This is a genomic window from Rathayibacter sp. AY1F2 (assembly GCF_002930885.1).
Classification (GTDB): domain Bacteria; phylum Actinomycetota; class Actinomycetes; order Actinomycetales; family Microbacteriaceae; genus Rathayibacter.
The window spans coordinates 29249-49153 of record NZ_PSVG01000018.1; the positions used below are offsets into that span (position 1 = coordinate 29249).

Below are 19905 nucleotides of genomic sequence, written 5' to 3' on the forward strand. Positions count from 1 at the left end.
AGGGCCTCACTTCGTTGGGGGGGAGTGGTGTGCGGACGGGGAGGCGGGGGCGGGGAGGATCGCTCCTCCCCGCCCCCGCCCGACGGATCAGAGTCCGACGTCGCCGGCCTTGAGGAAGCCGGAGTCGACGAGGACCGACTGCACGTCGTCCTTCGTGACGACCTGCGGCTCCAGCAGGTAGGACGGGACGACCTTCTCGCCGTTGTCGTAGGTCTCGGTGTCGTTGACCTCGGGCTCCTCGCCCGCGACGATCGACTGCACCATCTGGAAGACGCGGTCGCCGAGGGTACGGGTGTCCTTCCAGACCGTCATGGACTGCTCGTCGGCGAGGATCGCCTTGACGTTGGCCTTGTCGGCGTCCTGGCCGGTGATGACCGGGTAGTCGGCGCCGGGGGTGTAGCCGGCCGACTTCAGCGAGGCCTCGATGCCGATGGCCAGGCTGTCGTTGGGGGAGAGCACGACGTCGACCTTCTGGCCGCCGGTGTAGAAGGAGGAGAGGCGGTTGTCCATCTCGGACTGCGCCTTGTCGGAGGCCCAGCCCTGGATGCCGATCGAGGCCCAGTCGTCGTCCGACGCGGGCGACTTGCCCGAGGGGACGGTGAGCTTGCCGCTCTCGATGTAGGGCTGCAGGACGTCCCACGCGCCGGAGAAGAAGAACTTCGCGTTGTTGTCGTCGGGGCTGCCGGCGAAGGGCTCGAGGGTGAAGGGACCCGCGGCGTTCTTCAGGTCGAGGGTCGACTCGATGTACTGGCCCTGGAGCTGGCCGACCTTGTAGTTGTCGAAGGTCGCGTAGTAGTCGACGTCCGCGGTGCCGTTGATGAGACGGTCGTAGGCGATGACGGTGGCGTTCTGCTTCTTCGCCTCGGCGAGGACGGGCGCGAGCGCCTCGCCGTCGATCGCGGCGATGACCAGGATCTTGGAGCCGCCGGCGATCTGGTTCTGGATCTGCGAGATCTGCTGATCGGTCTTGTTGTCGGCGTACTGGAGGTCGACGGTGCAGCCGTCGCCCTCGAGCTGCGACTGGAGGCCTTCGCCGTCGTTGATCCAGCGCTCGAGGCTGCGCGTGGGCATCGAGATGCCGACGGTGCAGTCGCCTTCCGCGCCGGCGCCGGCAGCGGCGCCTCCGGAGTTGGCGGGGCTCGCGGAACAGGCCGCGAGGCCGAGGGAGATGATGCCGGCGGCGGCCAGCGTGGTGATGCCGCGGGAGAACTTCATGGAGTGCATTCCTCTCTGAAAGCAGTGTCCGAGGGAGAGGACGACAAGAGGCGTGCACGTGTGGCGCACGTCGTCGTGTCGTCGCCCGGGAGGGCGGGAGAGCCCCGAGGGGCTTTGTCCACGGAGAGAACATATTCCTTCGATCGGGGGGAGTAAAGCGCGGGCGGCGAATTTGTCCAGGCGATGCCGAAATGTGATCTTCGGGACGTCGACCCCCGCCGTTGCTGGGGGAGAACGCTCTCACCGCTCGGCTCCCGCCCGGCTCGCGCCCCTCCGCCGGGCGCCCGCCGCCGTCCGCGTGAGGGAAACGCGAGGACTCCGGGCCGGGCCGTAGGGGAACCGTGAGGACCGCTCCGAGGAGCCCCCGCGAGGTGTTGCATCGCTTCCTGTGCCGCTTCCCGGCAGGCGTCCGGTCCCGGGCGTCGTCCGCTCCCCGGATGGAGTCCTCCGTGCTCGACCTCGCCTACCTCCTCGGCGTGCTCGCCCTCTTCTCGCTCATCGCTCTCGCCGCGAAGGGGGTCGAGCGGCTGGGCGGACCGCCCCCCTCGGCGACCCGCGGGACCCGCGAGAAGGAGGCGGGCCGGTGATCGTCTTCGACGCCCTCGCGGCCGTGCTGGCGCTCGCCGCCGTCGTCTACCTCGTCGCGGCCCTGATCCGACCGGAGCGCTTCTGATGGATCCGCTCCTCGCCGTCCTCCAGGTCGCGACCGTCGGCCTGGCCGTCGCCCTCCTCCACCGCCCCCTCGGCGACCACATGTTCCGCGTCTACACCTCGACGCGCGACCTCGCCCTCGAGCGCGGCGTCTACCGCCTCATCGGCGTCGACTCCGCGGGCGAGCAGAGCTGGCGCGCCTACCTCCGGGCCGTGCTGGCCTTCTCGCTCGTCGGCGTGCTCCTGCTCTACGGGATGCAGCGCCTCCAGGCGGTCCTGCCCGGCTCCCTCGGCCTGCCCGCGGTGCCGGAGGGGCTGGCGTTCAACACCGCCGTCTCGTTCGTCACCAACACCAACTGGCAGTCCTACTCCCCGGAGGCGACCCTCGGCTTCGCGGTGCAGCTCGGCGGCCTCGCCGTGCAGAACTTCGTCTCGGCGGCCGTGGGCCTGGCCGTGGCGGTGGCGCTGATCCGCGGATTCGCGCGCCGCTCCTCCGGAACGCTCGGCAACTTCTGGGTCGACCTCGTGCGCGGCACGCTGCGCCTCCTGCTGCCCCTCGCGGTGGTGGCGGCGGTCGTGATGATCGCGGGCGGCGTGATCCAGAACCTGAACGGCCCGCTGACGGTGACCACGCTCACCGGCGGCGAGCAGAGCATCCCGGGCGGCGCGGTGGCCTCGCAGGAGGCGATCAAGCTGCTCGGCACCAACGGCGGCGGCTACTTCAACGCCAACTCCGCGCACCCGTTCGAGAACCCCTCGGCGTGGGTGTCGCTGCTGCAGATCGTGCTGATCCTCGCGATCCCGTTCTCGCTGCCGCGCACCTTCGGCCGGATGGTCGGCGACGTGCGGCAGGGCCGCGCGATCCTCGCGGCGATGGCGACGATCTTCGTCGTGTCGCTCGCGGCCCTCACCGCGCTGGAGGCGGCGGGCGGCGGATCCGCGGCGCAGGCCGCCGGAGCCGCGATGGAGGGCAAGGAGACGCGCTTCGGCATCGCCGGCTCCGCCCTCTACGCGACCGCCTCGACGCTCACCTCGACCGGCGCCGTCAACGCGATGCACGACTCCTTCACCGCGCTCGGCGGCATGCTGCCGATGCTCAACATGATGCTCGGGGAGGTCGCCCCCGGCGGCGTCGGCTCGGGCCTCTACGGGATGCTCGTGCTCGCGGTGCTGGCCGTGTTCGTCGGCGGGCTGCTGGTCGGCCGGACGCCCGAGTACCTGGGCAAGAAGCTCGGCCCGCGCGAGATCAAGCTCGCGAGCCTCTACATCCTCGTGACGCCGACGCTCGTGCTGGCCGGCACGGCCCTGAGCTTCGCGATCCCGGCGGTGCGGGAGGACGTGGAGAGCACGTCGATCCTGAACCCCGGGCTGCACGGGCTCTCGGAGGTGCTCTACGCCTTCACCTCCGCGTCCAACAACAACGGCTCGGCGTTCGCGGGGCTGACGGCGAACACGCCCTGGCTCAACACGGCGCTCGGCGTCGCGATGCTCCTCGGCCGCTTCCTCCCGATCCTGCTGGTGCTCGCCCTGGCCGGCTCGCTCGCGGCGCAGTCGCCGGTGCCCTCCAGCGCCGGCACGCTGCCCACCCACCGGCCGCAGTTCGTCGGCCTCCTCGTGGGCGTCACGGTCGTCGTGACCGCGCTCACCTACTTCCCCGTACTCGCGCTGGGCCCCCTGGCGGAAGGACTGCGACTCCGATGACCACTGCACTCACCGAGGCCCCCGCGGAACCCGCGCGCCCCACCCGCGCCGCCCTCGGGCCGCGCCAGCTCGCCGCCGCCCTCCCCGGAGCGCTGCGCAAGCTCGATCCGCGCCTGATGTGGCGCAACCCCGTGATGTTCATCGTCGAGGTCGGCGCCGCGCTGACCACGGTGCTGGCGATCGCCGAGCCGTTCCTCGGCGGGCCGGAGGAGTCGGGCGGATCGACGGTGCCCGGCACCTTCACGGCCGGCATCGCGATCTGGCTCTGGCTCACCGTGGTGTTCGCGAACCTCGCGGAGTCGGTGGCCGAGGGCCGCGGCAAGGCGCAGGCCGAGAGCCTGCGCGCCACCCGCACCAGCACTCCGGCCCGGCGCGTGACGGACTACGACCCCGCGGACCCCTCCGCCCTGTCGGCCCGCCTGGTCGAGGTCTCCTCGGCCGAGCTGCAGCTGGGCGACGTGGTCGTGGCGGAGGCGGGCGACCTCGTCCCCGGCGACGGCGACATCGTCTGGGGCATCGCCTCCATCGACGAGTCGGCGATCACGGGCGAGTCGGCGCCGGTCGTCCGCGAGAGCGGGGGCGACCGCAGCGCGGTGACGGGCGGCACGCGAGTGCTCTCGGACCGGATCGTGGTGCGCATCACCTCGCGGCCGGGCGAGACCTTCGTCGACCGTATGATCGGCCTGGTCGAGGGCGCGTCGCGGCAGAAGACGCCGAACGAGATCGCGCTCGACATCCTCCTGGCGAGCCTCTCGATCGTGTTCGTCGTGGTCGTGCTGACCCTGAACCCGATCGCCTCGTTCGCGGGAGCCTCCGTGAGCGTCCCGGTGCTGGTCGCCCTGCTCGTCTGCCTCATCCCGACCACCATCGGCGCCCTCCTCTCGGCCATCGGCATCGCCGGCATGGACCGGCTCGTGCAGCGCAACGTGCTCGCGATGTCCGGCCGGGCGGTGGAGGCGGCGGGCGACGTCACGACGCTCCTGCTCGATAAGACGGGGACGATCACCTACGGCAACCGCCGCGCTGTGGCGTTCCTCCCCCTCGACGGAGTGGCGCAGGCCGCCCTCGTCGACGCGGCCGCCTCCTCCTCGCTCAGCGACCCGACACCCGAGGGGAAGTCGATCGTCGACCTCGCGGGCGACTCGGGCCGTCCCGCCGTCGAGCCCGCTCAGGCCGCCGTGGTGCCGTTCACCGCGCAGACCCGGATGAGCGGGCTCGACCTCCCCGACGGCTCCTCCATCCGCAAGGGCGCCGGCTCGGCCGTGCGCGCCTGGGTGGAGGAGGAGGGGCCGCTGCCTTCCGCGGTCGCGGCGCGCCTCACGGTGCTCGTCGACGGCGTCTCGGAGAGCGGCGGCACGCCCCTGGTCGTCGCGGTGAAGGACGCCCACGGCGCCCGCCTGCTCGGCGTCGTGCACCTGAAGGACGTGGTGAAGGACGGGCTCGCCGAGCGCTTCTCGGAGCTGCGCGCGATGGGCATCCGCACCGTGATGATCACGGGCGACAACCCGCTGACCGCGAAGGCGATCGCGGCGGAGGCGGGAGTCGACGACTACCTCGCCGAGGCGACCCCCGAGGACAAGCTCGCCCTGATCCGGCGCGAGCAGGAGGGCGGCGCGCTGGTCGCGATGACCGGCGACGGCACCAACGACGCCCCGGCCCTCGCGCAGGCCGACGTGGGCGTGGCGATGAACACCGGCACCTCGGCGGCGAAGGAGGCGGGCAACATGGTCGACCTCGACTCCGACCCCACCAAGCTCATCGACATCGTGCGGATCGGCAAGCAGCTGCTGATCACCCGCGGCGCGCTCACCACGTTCTCGATCGCGAACGACGTGGCGAAGTACTTCGCGATCATCCCGGCGATGTTCGCGGGGGTCTTCCCCGGGCTCGCGGTGCTGAACGTGATGCAGCTGCACTCGCCGGCCTCGGCGATCCTCTCGGCGATCGTGTTCAACGCGCTGGTGATCGTCGTGCTGATCCCGCTCGCGCTGCGCGGAGTGGCGTACCGCCCGGTCGCCGCCTCGCGCATCCTCAGCCGCAACCTCCTGGTCTACGGGTTGGGCGGAGTGATCGCTCCGTTCCTCGGGATCAAGCTCGTCGACCTGATCGTCGCCGCGATCCCCGGCTTCTGACCCGCCCGTCCCGACCACCGAAGACAGAGAGAAGAGACCATGTTCCGTCCCTACGGTGTCGCGCTGCGCGCGATGATCGTGCTCACCGTGCTGCTGGGAGCGGCGTACCCGCTCGCGGTGCTCGGGATCGGGCAGCTCGCCCTGCCCGCCCAGGCGAACGGCTCGCTGCTGCGCCAGGACGGCGCGGTGATCGGCTCGTCGCTGATCGGCCAGTCGTTCACGGACGCCGACGGAGCGCCCCTGCCGGAGTGGTTCCAGTCGCGTCCCTCCGCCGCGGGCTACGACGCCGCGGCCTCGACCGGCAGCAACCTCGGCCCCGAGAACGCCGACCTGGTCGCGTCCGTCGAGGAGCGCCGGGCCGCGATCGCGGCCTTCGAGGGCGTCGACCCGGCCGCGGTTCCGGCCGATGCGCTGACCGCCTCCGCCTCGGGGCTCGACCCCGCGATCAGCCCCGCCTACGCGCAGCTGCAGGCGCCCCGCGTCGCCGCCGCCCGCGGGCTCGACGTGAGCGCCGTGCGCGCGCTGGTCGACGAGCACACCGCGGGCCGCGAGCTCGGGTACCTCGGCGAGCCGACGGTGGACGTGCTCGAGCTCAACGCCGCTCTCGCGCGGCTGTGACCGCTCCGGTGGCGCCTCCGGCTCGTAGAATCGCGATCGGCTCGTCGGGACCGTCCGATCGAGCGGATCGACGCCGGACCCGCGAGCCCGGGACACCCCGGAGCCGCGAGCACGAGGGGAGGCCGGGAGCATGACGAAGGGCCGCCTGCGCGTGCTCCTCGGAGCCGCGCCCGGAGTGGGCAAGACCTACACGATGCTCGAGGAGGGCCGCCGGCTCGCCGCCGAGGGCCGCGACGTCGTGGTGGCCGTGGTCGAGACGCACGGCCGCACTGCCACCGCCTCGATGGTCGAGGGGCTGGAGGTCGTGCCGAGGAGGGCCGTCGAGCACCGCGGCGTGCTGCTCGACGAGATGGACCTCGACGCGGTGCTCGCCCGCCGGCCCGACGTCGCGCTGGTCGACGAGCTCGCGCACACCAACGCCCCCGGCTCCCGGCACGAGAAGCGCTGGGAGGACGTCCGGACGCTCCTCGACGCCGGCATCACCGTCTTCTCGACCGTGAACATCCAGCACATCGAGTCGCTCAACGACGTGGTGCACGCGATCACCGGAGCGCCGCAGCGCGAGACGATCCCGGACGCGGTCCTCCGCGCCGCCGACCAGATCGAGGTCGTCGACCTGGCGCCCCAGGCGCTGCGCGACCGCCTCGCCGACGGCCGCGTCTACCCGCCCGAGCGCATCGACGCGGCGCTGTCCAACTACTTCCGGCTCGGCAACCTGACCGCCCTGCGCGAGCTCGCGCTGCTCTGGCTCGCCGACGAGGTCGACAGCGCGCTCCGCGACTACCGCGTCGAGCACGGCATCGACAGCACCTGGGAGGCGCGCGAGCGCGTGGTCGTGACCCTCACCGGCGGGCCGGAGGGGGAGACACTGCTGCGGCGCGGCGCGCGGATCGCGGCCCGCGCCTCCGGGGGCGATCTGCTCGCCGTGCACGTGGTGACCACCGACGGCCTCCGCACTCCTCGGCCGCACGTGCTCGAGGCGCAGCGGGTGCTGGTCGAGAAGCTCGGCGGCAGCTACCACCAGGTGGTCGGCGAGGACGTGCCGCGGACGCTGGTCGAGTTCGCCCGCTCGGTGAACGCGACGCAGCTGGTGATCGGCGTGAGCAGGCGGAGCCGCCTCGCCTCGGCGCTGACGCCCGGCACGGCGTCGACGGTGATCCGCGAGTCCGGCAACATCGACGTGCACATCGTCAGCCACTCCGCCGCCGGGCGCACCGCGGTGCTGCCGAGGCTCGACGGGGCCCTGACGCTGCGGCGCCGCCTCCTGGGACTGGCCCTCGCCCTCGTGGGCGGCCCGCTGGTGACCTGGCTGCTCTCGACCCTCCGCAGCGACGAGTCGATCACGAGCGACGTGCTCTCGTACCAGCTGCTGGTGGTGGTGGTCGCGCTGGTCGGCGGGCTCTGGCCGGCCCTCTTCGCGGCCGTGCTCTCGGGGCTGACCCTCGACTTCTTCTTCGTCGATCCCCTCTACACGATCACCGTCGACGAGCCTCTGCACGCTCTCGCGCTGGTGCTCTACGTGCTGAACGCGGCGCTCGTCAGCGCCGTGGTCGACCGCGCGGCCCGGCGGGCGCGGGCCGCCAAGCGGTCGGGGGCGGAGTCGGAGCTGCTGGCGACGATCGCGGGCGGCGTGATCCGCGGGCAGGGGGCGCTGCAGGCGATCCTCGAGCGCTCGCGCGAGGCGTTCGGGCTGACCGGCGTGCGGCTGCTGCGCGGCGGCGAGCTCGTCGCGGCCGACGGCGAGCCGCAGCCGGAGGGCGATCCCGCGCGCATCGCGGTGGGCGAGGGCGCGGTGCTCGAGCTGCACGGCCGCGAGCTGGAGGGGAGCGAGCGGCGGCTGCTCCAGGTCGTCGCCGCCCAGCTGGACTCGGTGCTCGAGAACGCGGCTCTCAGCGAGACGGCCAGCTCCCTCGCTCCGCTGGCCGAGACCGACCGGGTGCGCAGCGCCCTGCTCTCGGCCGTCAGCCACGACCTGCGCCGGCCCCTCGCCGCGGCCACCGCGGCCGTCAGCGGACTGCGCTCGCCCGAGGTGGTCTGGAGCGAGCGCGACCGGGAGGAGCTGCTCGCCACCGCCGACGAGAGCCTCACCGTGCTCGCCGCGCTGGTCACCGACCTGCTCGACGTGACGCGGCTGGAGGCTGGGGCGCTCGCCGTGGCGCTCGCCCCGCTCGACGCCGCCGACGTGGTGCTTCCCGCGCTCGACGAGCTCGGTCTCGGTCCCGGCGAGGTCGACCTCGACCTCGATCCGGAGGGCCCGGCGCTGCTCGCCGACGCTGTTCTGCTGCAGCGCGTCGTGGTCAATCTGCTCGCGAACGCCGTCCGCTACGCGCCGTCCGGCACCCGGGTGCGCGTGGCCGCCAGCGCCTTCGGCGGGAGCGCGCAGCTGCGGATCGTCGACCACGGCCCCGGGGTGCCCGAGGAGCGGCGCGCCGAGATCTTCGTGCCGTTCCAGCGACTCGGCGACGACGACAACCTGACGGGCCTGGGCCTCGGCCTCGCGCTCTCCAAGGGGTTCACGGAGGGGATGGGCGGCACGCTCGAGACGGAGGACACTCCGGGGGGCGGGCTGACGATGGTGGTGACGCTGCCGCTGGCGAAGGAGACTGCTGCCGCTGCTCCTGCGGCTCACGTCGCTCCTGCCGCCCCGCACGACGGCGGGTCGGGCGCCGCCCCGCACGAGGACTCCGGAGGAGCCGCATGAAGATCCTGATCGCCGACGACGACCCGCAGATCCTGCGCGCCCTGCGCATCACGCTCACCGCCCGCGGATACGACGTGGTGACGGCCGGCGACGGCACCGAGGCGATCAACCGCGCGGTGGACGAGCATCCGGACCTCTACATGATCGACCTCGGCATGCCCCGGCTCGACGGGGTCGAGGTCATCCACGGACTGCGCGGCTGGACGAGCGCGCCGATCCTGGTGGTGTCGGGGCGGACGGGCGCGGCCGACAAGGTGGGCGCGCTCGACGCCGGCGCGGACGACTACGTCACCAAGCCGTTCTCGATGGACGAGGTGCTCGCGCGCATCCGGGCCCTCTCGCGGCGGGTGCAGCCGGCCGACGGCGAGCCGCTGGTCGTGATCGGCGAGGTGACCGTGGACCTGGTGGCCAAGAGCGCGACGCGGGACGGCGTCTCCGTGCGGCTCACCCCGACCGAGTGGCAGGTGCTCGAGATCCTCATCCGCAACGCGGGCAAGCTGGTCACCCGCCGCTCGCTGCTGGCCGAGATCTGGGGCCCCGCGCACGTCACCGACACCGGCTACCTGCGCCTCTACCTCGCGCAGCTGCGCAAGAAGCTCGAGCCCGACCCCGCGCATCCGCGGCACCTGCTGACCGAGGCGGGCATGGGCTACCGCTTCGTGCCCTGACCGGCCTGTGCTCGGCGGGGGAACCCCGGACCGTCGAGGGGGCCCGCTGGCCGTGGCTCCCTCGACGGGCCGGGATCGCCGGGCAGGTCACCAGTCGTGGACGGTGCCGTCGGCGAGGCGGTTGAAGGGCAGGTACGCGCGCACGTAGGGGTACTTCCCGGCGGCGTCGACGTCGAGCTCGACGCCCAGACCGGGGGCGTCGCCCGGGTGCAGCCGTCCCTCGCTCCAGGTGAACGACTGCTGGAAGACGCTGTCGGTCCGCTCGCCGTGCTTCATGTACTCCTGGATCCCGAAGTTGTGGATCGCCAGGCCCAGGTGCATCGCGGCCGCCATTCCCACCGGGGAGACGTCGGTGGGTCCGTGCATCCCGGACTTGATCTGGTACTGCGCGGCGTGGTCGAGGATCCTCCGGAGGTGGGAGACGCCTCCGGTGTGCGTGACCGCGCTGCGGATGTAGTCGATCAGCTGCTCGCGGATGAGGAGCTGGTAGTCCCAGACGGTGTTGAAGACCTCGCCGATCGCCAGGGGCGTCGTGGTGTGCTGCCGGACGAGGCGGAGGGCCTCCTGGTTCTCGGCGGGCGTGCAGTCCTCGAGCCAGAAGAGGTCGTACGGCTCGAGGGACTTGCCGAGGGCCGCGGCCTGGATCGGCGTCATCCGGTGGTGGCCGTCGTGGAGGAGGGGGAGCCCCGGCCCGAACTCGTTGCGGACGGCCTCGAAGACGCGGGGGACGTGGCGCAGGTAGGCGCGGGTGTCCCAGTCCTCCTCGGTCGGCAGGCCGCCGCGCTGCGCCGGCTCGTGGTCGTAGCGCACACCGGCGTTGCCCTCGAGGACGGCGTTGGAGGCGATGCCGTAGATCGAGGTCAGTCCCGGCACCGCGGTCTGCACGCGGATCGCGCGGTACCCCTGCTCCTGGTGCTCGCGGATGCTGTCGAACAGCTCCGCGTCCGTCCGCCCGGACGCGTGGCCGTAGGCGAGCAGGCCGGTGCGGGACGCGCCTCCGAGCAGCTGGTAGAGCGGCATGCCCGCGGCCTTGCCCTTGATGTCCCAGAGGGCGGTGTCGACCGCCGCGATCGCCGCCATCGTGACCGGCCCGCGGCGCCAGTAGGACGACCGGTAGAGGAACTGCCAGGTGTCCTCGATGCGCGAGGCGTCACGGCCGAGCAGCAGCGGCACGACGTGGTCGGCGAGATAGGAGACCACGGCGAGCTCGCGGCCGTTGAGGGTCGCGTCGCCGAGGCCGGTCAGCCCGTCGTCGGTCGTGAGCTTGAGGGTGACGAAGTTGCGGTCGGGACTGGTGACGACGACCTCGGCCTTGTCGATCTTCATGGGGTGCCTTTCGTGGTGGGGGATCGGGTCAGGGGTTCCGGCCGGGAGCGCGGTCCATCGAGAACGCGGCGGTCGAGAGGCCGGGCGCCACGGGCGCGGCCTGCCCCGTGCTCTCGCGGCGCTCGGCGATCTCGGCGACGATCTGCGCGTGCCGGCGGTCGGTCAGCGGGTAGAACGCCATGATCAGCACCGCGAGCAGGGCGGCGACGGCCGGGATGAGGCCGGCGGCGGCGCGGATGCCCCACTCGGCGTGCTCGCTCTGCTCCGCGGCCCCGGCCACGTAGCCGCCCCAGGCCAGCGCGTACGCGGCGAGGGCGCCTCCGACCGCCTGGCCGGTCTTGCGGGTGAAGGAGAACAGGGCGTAGATCGTGCCCTCGGAGCGGATGCCGGTCTTCCACTCCCCGTACTCAACGGTGTCCGCCTCGATCGCCCAGACGAGCATGTTGACGAGCTGGATGCCGACGTAGGCGAGGACCAGTCCGCCGAAGCCGACCGCCACCGCGTCGCCCGGGGCGAGGAAGACGACCGTTCCGCCGCTGATCAGGACCCCGACTCCGGCCATGTAGGCGTTGCGCTTGCCGAACCGCCGCACGATCGTCGGGACGAGGGCGGCCAGGCCGAAGGTCAGGGCGAGCTGGATGAGCGACATCGCGGCGTAGAGCTGGACCGATCCGAGTACGTCGCGCAGGTAGTAGAGCTGCACGGTCTGGAGCGCGAGCGTCCCGGTGAGGAACAGGAACGAGCTGAGGCAGAGGAAGAGCAGCGGCCGGTTGGAGCGGAGGGTCGTCATGCTCTGACGGAACGTGACGTGCGCGACGTCGCGCTGGACGCGCTCCTTCGCGGTCAGGATCGTGAAGAGGTAGAGCGCGGAGCCGACGACGACGAAGCTCAGCGTGACGATCGAGAAGAGCGACTGCAGATCGGCGCCGGGGACGACCAGCGGGGCCATGAAGGTGCCGAGCCCGGCCCCCACGATCGCGCCGCCGATGGCGCGGGCGCTGGCGAGCTTCGCGCGCTCGGTGCCGACCTGCGTCATCGCTCCGGCGAGCGAGCCGTAGGGGATGTTGACGAGGCTGTAGGCGAGGCCGAGCGCGGCATAGCTCAGGTAGGCGTAGAGCAGGGTTCCGCTCTCGCCGATCTGCGGGACGGAGAAGGTCGCGGCCGAGAGCAGCAGGAGCGGGACCGACCCGAACATCAGGAAGGGCCGGAACTTGCCGAAGCGCCTGCTGTAGGTGCGGTCCACGACCCGGCCGGCGAAGACGTCGGCGAACGCGTCGAAGATCCGCACGACGAGCAGCAGCGTGCCCGCCGCGGCCGCGGAGATCCCGGCGACGTCGGTGTAGTAGACGAGCAGGAACATCGTGGCGGTGGTGAAGGCGAGGTTGTTCGCCGTGTCGCCGGCGCCGTAGCCCACGATGCTCAGCTTGGAGAGCTTCTCAGCGGCGGGCGCTCCGGGCGCGGTGGTGCGGGGGGTCATGCGGGCTCCTTTACCCGGGCGCGGACCCGTCGGGGATCCGCGCCGCATCGAGACGGTGCGAGGGTGGCAATCGGTTGCCGACGGTGCCGGAAGGCACCGCGCGGAGAGGCGGGGTGGAGGTCTAGGCCGCCTGAGCGGCGACCGCGGCGACGAGGGCCGGGTCGTCGACGAGGCGCGGGTCGACGAGCCGCAGCAGCGCCTCGAGGGGCTGGGCGGAGCCGAGGGCGCGGTCGAGGGCGGGGCGCTGCGCGTCGGGCAGGCGGTCGCCCTGGAGCAGCAGTGCGATCCAGTCGGCGACGGCACGGAGGGAGGCGGCTCCGCCGTGTCCGCCCGCGCGCTCGGCGAGGAGCACGGGCACGATCCGGATGCGGAGCTTGGCGGTCGCGTCGGCGCCGATCTGCTCGAGCCGGTGCTCGATCCGGGGGTTGCCGAAGCGCTCGAGGAGGGCGGCGCAGTAGGCGTCCGCGTCGAGACCGGCGGGGAGGCCGGCCGCCGCCTCCGCCCAGAACGCCTCGACGGCGCTCCGGCAGGCGGGGTCGGCGATCGCCTCCGCGACGGTGGCGAGGCCCCGCCGGCGGCCGGTGGCGGCGAGGAGCGTGTGCGCGCCGTTGAGGAGTCGCAGCTTGCGCCGCTCGAAGGGCTCGATGTCGTCCACGAAGCGGGCTCCGACGCGCTCCCAGGCGGGTCGGCCGGCGGGGAACCCGCCGCAGAGGACCCAGTCGCGGAACGGCTCGGTCACGACGGACGCGGCGTCGCTGATGCCGGTGAGCTCGGCCGCCGCCTCCCGGTCCGCCGCCGTGGTGGCCGGGGTGATCCGGTCGACGGAGGTCGACACGAACGAGACGGTGCGGTCGATCCAGTCGGCGAGCGACGGGTCGAGCCGCTCGGCGAGCAGGAGCAGTCCACGGCGCACGAGAGGGCCGTTGCCGGAGAGGTTGTCGCAGGGGACGACGGCGAGCGGGCCGGAGCCGGCGTCGCGCCGGGCGGTGAGGCCGAGGAGGAGGCGGCCGAGCGCGGTCGTCGGCGCTCCTCCCGATCGGAGGGCGGCGAGGTCGCTCCGGACGGCGGGGTCGTCCAGGTCGGGGCCGCCGTCCGCGGCGAGACGGTACCCGGCCTCCGTGATCGTCAGCGTGACGATCGCCGTCCCTGGAGCCGCGACGAGCTCGACGAGACGCGCGACGTCCGCGCCGTCGACCGCCTCGACGATGCTGCCCACGACCGTCGCCGAGTCGCCCTCCGGTCCGCGCTCGATCAGCGTGAACAGGCCGTCCTGCGCGGCGAGCTCCTCGGCCGCGCGGGGGCTCCGGCCGGTGAATGCGGCGATGCCCCACTCGTGGTCGTCGTCGACGGCGTGCGTGTACCAGGCCTGATGCGCTCGGTGGAAGGCGCCGAGGCCGAGGTGGACGATGCGGACGGGAGCCGCCGGCAGGCCCGCGGACGCGCGATCGAAACCGCCTCCTCCGCCGTGCCCGCTCACAGCTTGAAGACCTTCCGCGGCTGGGCGTCGACGAGGTCCAGGATGACGGCGCTCGCCGTCTCGGAGTCGATGCGCCCCTCGGCGACCAGGCGCGCGAGGAACGCGGCGTCCAGCCTCCGCGCCATGTCGTGACGGGCCGGGATGGAGAGGAACGCGCGGGTGTCGTCGATGAAGCCGGAGCTCCGCGAGAAGCCGGCGGTCTCCGTCACGGCGGCGCGGAAGCGCAGCACCGCGTCGGGCGCGTCGAGGAACCACCACGGCGCTCCGAGGAACACCGACGGGTAGTAGCCGGCGAGGGGAGCGAGCTCGCGCGAGTGGGTGCTCTCGTCGATCCCGAAGAGGACGAGGTGGAAGCCCGGTGCGTTGCCGAGCTCCTGCAGCAGCGGGCGGAGGGGCTCGGCGAACCGGGTCGCGACGGGGATGTCGTGGCCGGTGTCGGGACCGAAGCGCTCGAAGGTCGGCCGATCGTGGTTGCGCAGCACGCCGGCGTGGACGGTCATCACCAGGCCGTCGTCGACGCTCATGCGGGCGGACTGCAGCAGCAGGTGGCCGGCGAGGACGCGGCTGCCCTCGGCGTCGATCGTGCCGGCGCGGGCGCGGGCGAAGAGGGACTGCGCCTCGGCGGGATCGAGGTCGACGGTCAGCGGCTCCAGCACTCCGTGGTCGGCGGAGACGGCGCCGTGGTCGAGGAAGTGCCGGCGCCGGGCGCGGAGGGCCTCGAGGAATCCGGGGAAGCTGGACTCCTTCGTTCCGGTGGCGGCGGCCAGGGCGGCGACGCGCTCGGGCCAGCCGGGGGCGGAGGGATCGAGGTAGGCGTCGGGGCGGAAGGTCGGCAGCACGCGGCCCGGGAACGCCGGATCCTCCGCCAGAGCCCGATGGACGGCCAGGTCGTCCAGCGGATCGTCGGTCGTCGCCAGCACCTCGATCCCGAACCGCTCGAAGAGCGCCCGCGGGCGGAAGGCGTCGGACGCCAGCCGGACCCCGATCGCCGCGAAGAGGGCGTCGGCGGTGGAGGCGTCGGGCTGCTCGGTGATGCCGAACTGCTCGGCGAGGATCGACTGGAGCCAGTAGCCCGAGGCGGTTCCCGCGAAGATCCGCCAGTGCGCGCAGAACGTGCGCCACACCTCCTCCGGGCCGGCGAGGCGCACGCCTCCGGGGATGCCGAGATCGCCGAGGTCGATCCCGGCGGAGTGGAGCAGCCGGGTGACGTAGTGGTCGTGCCGGAGGAAGAGCTCGGACGCGTCGGCGAAGGGGCGGTCCTCGAGCAGGAGGCGCGGATCCACGTGCCCGTGCGGGGAGAGGATCGGCAGGTCGGCGACGCTCGCGTGGAGATCGCGGGCGATCGCCCGGGTCGTCGGGTCGATCGGCAGGAGTCGGTCGGGATCGTTCAGCAGCTTCGTCGGCACGGGGCCATCCAAGTATGGGTGCGGAGGAGTGTCAACCGATTGCCAAGACTGTCGCACCGGTTGGCGCGCCGGGGCGCGGACCGGGGTCAGGAGTCGCGGCGGGGTCCCGTCGAGGCGCGCGGGACGAACTCCGTCGGCAGGTCGTCGGCCCGCTCCGGAGGCTCCTCGTCGCCGAGCACCCGGCGGACCGCCCGCTCGCCCATCCGGCCCAGCGGCGCGCTGATGGTCGACAGCGGCGGCGAGGTGAAGTCGCTGCCGAAGATGTCGTCGAAGCCGATGATGCTGAGCTGCTCCGGGATCGCGACGCCCGACTCCTGAGCCGCGCGCATCAGTCCGATGGCGACCAGGTCGTTGTAGGCGATCACCGCGCCGACGCCGGAGGCGGTCACCCTCGCGAGCGCGCTCCTCCCGCCCTCGAGGGTCGAGACGCCCGGCCCGATCTCGACGACCGTCATGCCCCGCTGCGGAGCGCGGTCGAGGAGGAGCTCCCATCGCGCGGCACTCATCCACGAGTCGGGCGGACCGGCGATGAAGGCGAGGGAGCGGTGGCCGAGGGCCGCGAGGTGGTCGAGCGCGGCGTCGATCCCGGGGGCGAGATCGGGCACGATCCCCGCGACGCCGGGGACCACGCGGTTGAGGACGACGACCGGGATGCGCCCGGCCAGCGCGATGATCTCCTCGTCGCTGAGGCGGGTGCTGACGAGGACGAGCCCGTCGGTGGAGGCGGCGATGCGGTCGGCCGCCTCGGCCTCGCGCTCCCCGGACTCCTGCGACTCGGCGAGGATCATCGTGAAGCCGCGGAGCGACGCCGCCCGCTCCGCTCCGCGCACGGCGGGGAAGAAGGCCGGGTTGGTGATGTCGGCCACCAGCAGCCCGAGGGTCGAGGTGCGGCCCGTCGGCAGCGCGCGCGCCATCGGGTTGAGCCGGTAGCCCAGCTCCTTCGCGGCGGCGCGGATCCGCTGCTCGGTCGCGGCGTTCAGCCGTCCGGGCGTGCTCAGCCCGCGGGAGACGGTGGAGGGGGCGACGCCGGCGAGTCGGGCGACGTCGTAGATCGTCGTCGCGGAGCGGCCGCGGCGTCTCGCGGCGGAGGGGCCGGTGGGCGCGTCTTCGCTGGGCACGATCGCGGTCTTCTCTCGAGGGGCACGGCGGCGGACGGGGCGCCGTCCGCCGCCCATGCTGCCACAGGGCCGAGAAGGCCGCCCGGCCCGTCGCTCGCGTCCGGGTCGGGCCGGATCGGGGAGCCCGCGCTCCGGGAGGCCGCCGTCGCCGGTCGGCCGCCCACCGCTCCGGCCCCTCCAGCGCGGGTCCGCGCGGCTCCGCCCCGTCAGCTCCGCTCCGGGAACGCCCCCTCCTCGCGGATCCGCTCGTTGAGCGCCGCCAGGAACACGCCCTCGTCGAGGTCGAGCGGTACCTCGCGTCCCGTCCAGCTCGAGTAGTGGATGGCGTTGGCGAGCCGGACCCCGAGGATCCCCTCCGCCCCGGGTGCGAGCAGCGGCGTGCCGTGCAGGATGCTGTCCGCGAAGTCCTGCAGGACGGCCGTGTGCTGCTCGCCCCAGACCGACGCCGACTCGATCCGCTCCGTCGTGGAGAGGCCCGCGGTGTCGTAGCGACCGCTGAGCAGGAGGCCCACGTCCTCGGCGCTGAGGGCGGCGCTGACCTCGCGCTCGGGGGCGTTCAGCCGGGTGATCGTCGCGACCCGGGAGTCGTCGACGACGATCCGGCCGCGGTCGCCGATGATCTCGAGGCGGTCGGTGCCGATCGGGTCGTGCGTCGTGGTGACCAGCACGCCGGTCGTGCCCCCGCCGAAGTCGGCGAGCACCGTCACCTCGTCCTCCACCGCGATGTCGCGGCACCGCCCGTAGCCGGCCTTGGCGACCACCGACTCCGGCACTCCGCACAGCCACTGCCACAGGTCGAGCTGGTGGGGCGCCTGGTTGACCAGGACGCCTCCGCCCTCGCCTCCCCAGGTCGCGCGCCACGCGCTCTGGTCGAAGTAGGCCTGCGGCCGCCACCAGGTCGTGATGATCCAGTTCGAGCGCAGGATCCGGCCGATCCCGCCCTCGTCGACGACCTCCTTGAGCCGGCGGTAGAGCGGGTTCGCCCGCTGGTTGAACATGATCGCGAAGCGCTGACCGGGACGGGCGGCGGCGGCCTCGTTCAGCTCCGCGACCTGCGCGGCGTAGACGCCCGCCGGCTTGTCGACCAGCACGTGCAGCCCGTGCTCGAGAGCGTCGATGCCGATCCCGGGGTGGAGGTAGTGCGGAGTGCAGACGACGACGGCGTCGACCTCCCCGCTCGCGAGGAGGGAGCGGTGGTCGGCGTGGAAGGACGCTCCGGGCGCGAGCGCGGCGGCCGCCGCCTCCCGGGTGGGGTCGACGTCGGCGACGGCGGTGACGACGAGGTCGCGCACCCTGCCGTCGGCGAGGAAGCGGGCGTAGGAGGAGCCCTGGGCGCCGAATCCGATGATGCCGAGGCGGACGGTGGTCATGGAAGGAGTCCTTCGTTCGGGGTGGAGTGGGGGATCCGCGCGGGCGCGCTCGGGGCGTAGGCGGCCTGGACGATCGCGAGCGACCTCGCCGCCTCGCGGGGCGAGATCCAGAAGGGCTCGTCCTCGCCGAGGCGGGCGTAGAAGTCGTGCACGAGCAGCTCGTGCGAGGCGCCCCAGTACGAGCGCCCGCCGGATCGGCGCTCCGTGTCCGGGACGACCTCGACGGATCCGTCGTCGCGCCGCACGGTGAGGGCACCGCGCAGCGAGACGATGGCGCGCTCGGTGCGCAGGCGGAGCTCGACCGGCTCGTCCCACGCGTTCGCCACGGTCGCGTAGAGGACGCTGCGCGCGCCGGAGGCGTGGGTGAGCACCAGGTCGGCGGTGTCCTCGACCTCGATCGGCAGCAGGCGCGTGGAGGCGGAGCCGCTCACCGCGACCACCTCGCCGAGGAGCCACTGCAGGAGGTCGACGGTGTGGATCGCCTGGTTCATCAGCATCCCGCCGCCGCCCTCGGCCCGCATCCCGCGCCAGGGGCGGTCGAGGTAGTAGCCGGGAGCGCGGTGCCAGAGCACGGTCGCGGCCGCACCTGTCACGGCACCCAGGGAGCCGGACGCCAGCAGCTCGCGGAGGCGCTGCACGGGCGGGTTGTAGCGGTTCTGGAAGCAGACGCCGATGCGCGCCCCGCCCCGCTCGGCCGCGGCGATCACCTGCTCGCCCTCGGCGACGGAGGAGGCGAGCGGCTTCTCGAGGAGCACCGCGACGCCGCGGTCCAGGGCCGCGACCGCCAGCGCGGCGTGCGTGCTGTGCGGAGTGCAGACGTGCACGACGTCGGGGCGGACGGAGTCGAGCATCCGGACCGCCTCGGGGAAGCCCGGCACCGCGTGCCTCTCGGCGGCCGCGGCGAGCCGGCCCGGGTCGGTGTCGCAGACCGCCACCAGCTCCGCGCCGGGCGCTGTGCCGATCGCCGCGAGGTGGACGGAGGAGATGTCGCCGCAGCCGATCACCGCCGCGCGGACGGTCATCGCAGGTCGATCCCGAGCGAGGAGGCGAGCCCCCGGAAGGCCCGAGCGGCCACTCCGAACGACTCGGGGCCGGAGAATCCGCCGAGGGCGTCCGTGATCGCGAGGTGCGGCTCCAGCGAGGCGACGCCCGTCCAGTCGTCGTCGCGCAGGGCGGTGAGCGTCTCGCGCAGCTGGCCGTCGCCCTCGCCGGCGGGCACCACGGTGCCGGTCGCGGCCACCGCGTCCTTCACCTGCAGGTAGTCGACGTAGGGCCGCAGCGTCGCCCAGCCGTCGTCGAAGGGCCGTACCCCGCACTGCACGAAGTTCGCGTTGTCCCAGGCGAGGCGCAGGGCGGGCGAGCCGACGGACTCGACCAGGTCGAGGATCCGCTCGGGGACGTCGCCGTAGATGTCCTTCTCGTTCTCGTGCAGCAGCACCACGCCCTCGCGCTCGGCGCGGTCGGCGAGCATGCGCAAGCGCAGCAGGACGTCGTCGCGGATGCTCTCGACCGGCACTCCCTCGCCCCGGTAGAACGAGAAGACGCGGATGCTCGGCGTGCCGAGGGCGTGCGCGGCGCGGATGACGCGGTCGAGGCGCGCGACCTCGAGCTCGGGATCGAGGGCGACGTCGACCTTGCCGATGGGCGAGGCGACGGCCGAGACGGACTGGCCGCCGCGCTCGAGCACGGCGGCGAGGCGGGCGAGGCGCTCGTCGTCGAGGTCGACGACGTTCCGGCCCCAGGCGCTGCGCACCTCGATGCTGTGCGCGCCGAGCGCTCGGAGGACGGCGACCTGGACGACCGGGTCGGGGTCGATCTCGTCGCCGAAGCCGGAGAGGGTCCAGGGTGCGGGGTTCGCGGGTGCGGTCGTCGCGGGTGCGGTGGTCACGGTGCGTGCCTCGTTCTCGTCGTCGGGAACCGGCGGGCAGGAGCGCCGCCGTGCCATGACGATACGCGTATTGGCAACCGATTGACAAGATCGGAGGCGCGCCTCTACCGTCGGGGGCGTTCCGGGCCGCGGAGACGCCGGCCCCCACCGCGACCGG

Annotated in this window: 16 protein-coding genes; 7 read left to right on the forward strand and 9 right to left on the reverse strand. The window is 73.2% G+C overall.

Annotation, left to right across the window (positions count from 1 at the left end):
- Positions 1–87: 87 nt before the first annotated feature.
- Complete coding sequence (gene chvE / locus C5C54_RS13210; protein WP_374952918.1) at positions 88–1215, reverse strand: multiple monosaccharide ABC transporter substrate-binding protein; 1128 nt, start codon at positions 1213–1215, stop codon at positions 88–90.
- A 437-nt stretch (positions 1216–1652) separates the two neighbouring features.
- On the opposite strand from chvE, the gene C5C54_RS18010 reads away from it, so the two are divergent.
- The 7 genes from C5C54_RS18010 (at position 1653) to C5C54_RS13240 (ending at position 9686) form a co-directional block, all read left to right on the forward strand.
- Complete coding sequence (locus C5C54_RS18010; RefSeq protein WP_167299012.1) at positions 1653–1802, forward strand: hypothetical protein; 150 nt, start codon at positions 1653–1655, stop codon at positions 1800–1802.
- Complete coding sequence (gene kdpF / locus C5C54_RS13215; RefSeq protein WP_068209492.1) at positions 1799–1888, forward strand: K(+)-transporting ATPase subunit F; 90 nt, start codon at positions 1799–1801, stop codon at positions 1886–1888. The genes C5C54_RS18010 and kdpF overlap by 4 nt, the downstream gene beginning before the upstream one ends.
- Entirely contained in the window at positions 1888–3567 is a 1680-nt protein-coding gene (kdpA, locus tag C5C54_RS13220; protein WP_104222651.1) for a potassium-transporting ATPase subunit KdpA, read from the forward strand. Before kdpF ends, kdpA begins: the two co-directional genes overlap by 1 nt.
- Positions 3564–5699, forward strand: coding sequence for a potassium-transporting ATPase subunit KdpB (gene kdpB, locus C5C54_RS13225; RefSeq protein ID WP_104288515.1), 2136 nt, complete (start codon positions 3564–3566; stop codon positions 5697–5699). Before kdpA ends, kdpB begins: the two co-directional genes overlap by 4 nt.
- A 39-nt stretch (positions 5700–5738) precedes the next feature.
- Positions 5739–6317, forward strand: a complete 579-nt coding sequence (gene kdpC, locus C5C54_RS13230) for a K(+)-transporting ATPase subunit C (protein WP_104222649.1) — start codon at positions 5739–5741, stop codon at positions 6315–6317.
- Between the two features lie 130 nt (positions 6318–6447).
- Entirely contained in the window at positions 6448–9018 is a 2571-nt protein-coding gene (locus C5C54_RS13235; RefSeq protein ID WP_104288516.1) for an ATP-binding protein, read from the forward strand.
- Positions 9015–9686 (forward strand): response regulator, encoded by a 672-nt coding sequence (locus C5C54_RS13240; RefSeq protein ID WP_104222647.1) that lies wholly within the window; start codon positions 9015–9017, stop codon positions 9684–9686. Before C5C54_RS13235 ends, C5C54_RS13240 begins: the two co-directional genes overlap by 4 nt.
- Positions 9687–9773: 87 nt before the next feature.
- On the opposite strand, the gene manD is transcribed toward C5C54_RS13240, so the two are convergent.
- From manD to C5C54_RS13280, 8 genes are all read right to left on the reverse strand, one after another.
- On the reverse strand, positions 9774–11012 hold the full coding sequence (manD, locus tag C5C54_RS13245) for a D-mannonate dehydratase ManD (protein ID WP_104222646.1): 1239 nt from the start codon (positions 11010–11012) through the stop codon (positions 9774–9776).
- Between the two features lie 28 nt (positions 11013–11040).
- Complete coding sequence (uidB, locus tag C5C54_RS13250; RefSeq protein WP_104257955.1) at positions 11041–12489, reverse strand: glucuronide transporter; 1449 nt, start codon at positions 12487–12489, stop codon at positions 11041–11043.
- A 121-nt stretch (positions 12490–12610) separates the two neighbouring features.
- Positions 12611–13966: a mannitol dehydrogenase family protein gene (locus C5C54_RS13255; protein WP_258063328.1), complete on the reverse strand. Its 1356-nt coding sequence runs from the start codon at positions 13964–13966 to the stop codon at positions 12611–12613.
- The gene (gene uxaC / locus C5C54_RS13260; RefSeq protein ID WP_104288517.1) at positions 13963–15372 is read right to left on the reverse strand and encodes a glucuronate isomerase; all 1410 of its coding nucleotides are present in this window, start codon (positions 15370–15372) and stop codon (positions 13963–13965) included. Before uxaC ends, C5C54_RS13255 begins: the two co-directional genes overlap by 4 nt.
- An 86-nt stretch (positions 15373–15458) precedes the next feature.
- On the reverse strand, positions 15459–16490 hold the full coding sequence (locus C5C54_RS13265) for a LacI family DNA-binding transcriptional regulator (RefSeq protein WP_159940282.1): 1032 nt from the start codon (positions 16488–16490) through the stop codon (positions 15459–15461).
- 206 nt (positions 16491–16696) lie between these two features.
- Positions 16697–17860, reverse strand: coding sequence for a Gfo/Idh/MocA family protein (locus C5C54_RS13270; protein ID WP_104288518.1), 1164 nt, complete (start codon positions 17858–17860; stop codon positions 16697–16699).
- Positions 17857–18882, reverse strand: a complete 1026-nt coding sequence (locus tag C5C54_RS13275; RefSeq protein WP_104262590.1) for a Gfo/Idh/MocA family protein — start codon at positions 18880–18882, stop codon at positions 17857–17859. Before C5C54_RS13275 ends, C5C54_RS13270 begins: the two co-directional genes overlap by 4 nt.
- Positions 18879–19748 (reverse strand): sugar phosphate isomerase/epimerase, encoded by an 870-nt coding sequence (locus tag C5C54_RS13280; protein ID WP_258063329.1) that lies wholly within the window; start codon positions 19746–19748, stop codon positions 18879–18881. Before C5C54_RS13280 ends, C5C54_RS13275 begins: the two co-directional genes overlap by 4 nt.
- Positions 19749–19905: the final 157 nt, after the last annotated feature.

Coding starts and splice junctions, on each gene's coding strand:
- chvE (WP_374952918.1), bottom strand. CDS start 1,215: ATGAAGTTCTCCCGCGGCATCACCACGCTGGCCGCCGCCGGCATCATC.
- C5C54_RS18010 (WP_167299012.1), top strand. CDS start 1,653: ATGGAGTCCTCCGTGCTCGACCTCGCCTACCTCCTCGGCGTGCTCGCC.
- kdpA (WP_104222651.1), top strand. CDS start 1,888: ATGGATCCGCTCCTCGCCGTCCTCCAGGTCGCGACCGTCGGCCTGGCC.
- kdpB (WP_104288515.1), top strand. CDS start 3,564: ATGACCACTGCACTCACCGAGGCCCCCGCGGAACCCGCGCGCCCCACC.
- kdpC (WP_104222649.1), top strand. CDS start 5,739: ATGTTCCGTCCCTACGGTGTCGCGCTGCGCGCGATGATCGTGCTCACC.
- C5C54_RS13235 (WP_104288516.1), top strand. CDS start 6,448: ATGACGAAGGGCCGCCTGCGCGTGCTCCTCGGAGCCGCGCCCGGAGTG.
- C5C54_RS13240 (WP_104222647.1), top strand. CDS start 9,015: ATGAAGATCCTGATCGCCGACGACGACCCGCAGATCCTGCGCGCCCTG.
- manD (WP_104222646.1), bottom strand. CDS start 11,012: ATGAAGATCGACAAGGCCGAGGTCGTCGTCACCAGTCCCGACCGCAAC.
- uidB (WP_104257955.1), bottom strand. CDS start 12,489: ATGACCCCCCGCACCACCGCGCCCGGAGCGCCCGCCGCTGAGAAGCTC.
- C5C54_RS13270 (WP_104288518.1), bottom strand. CDS start 17,860: ATGACCACCGTCCGCCTCGGCATCATCGGATTCGGCGCCCAGGGCTCC.
- C5C54_RS13275 (WP_104262590.1), bottom strand. CDS start 18,882: ATGACCGTCCGCGCGGCGGTGATCGGCTGCGGCGACATCTCCTCCGTC.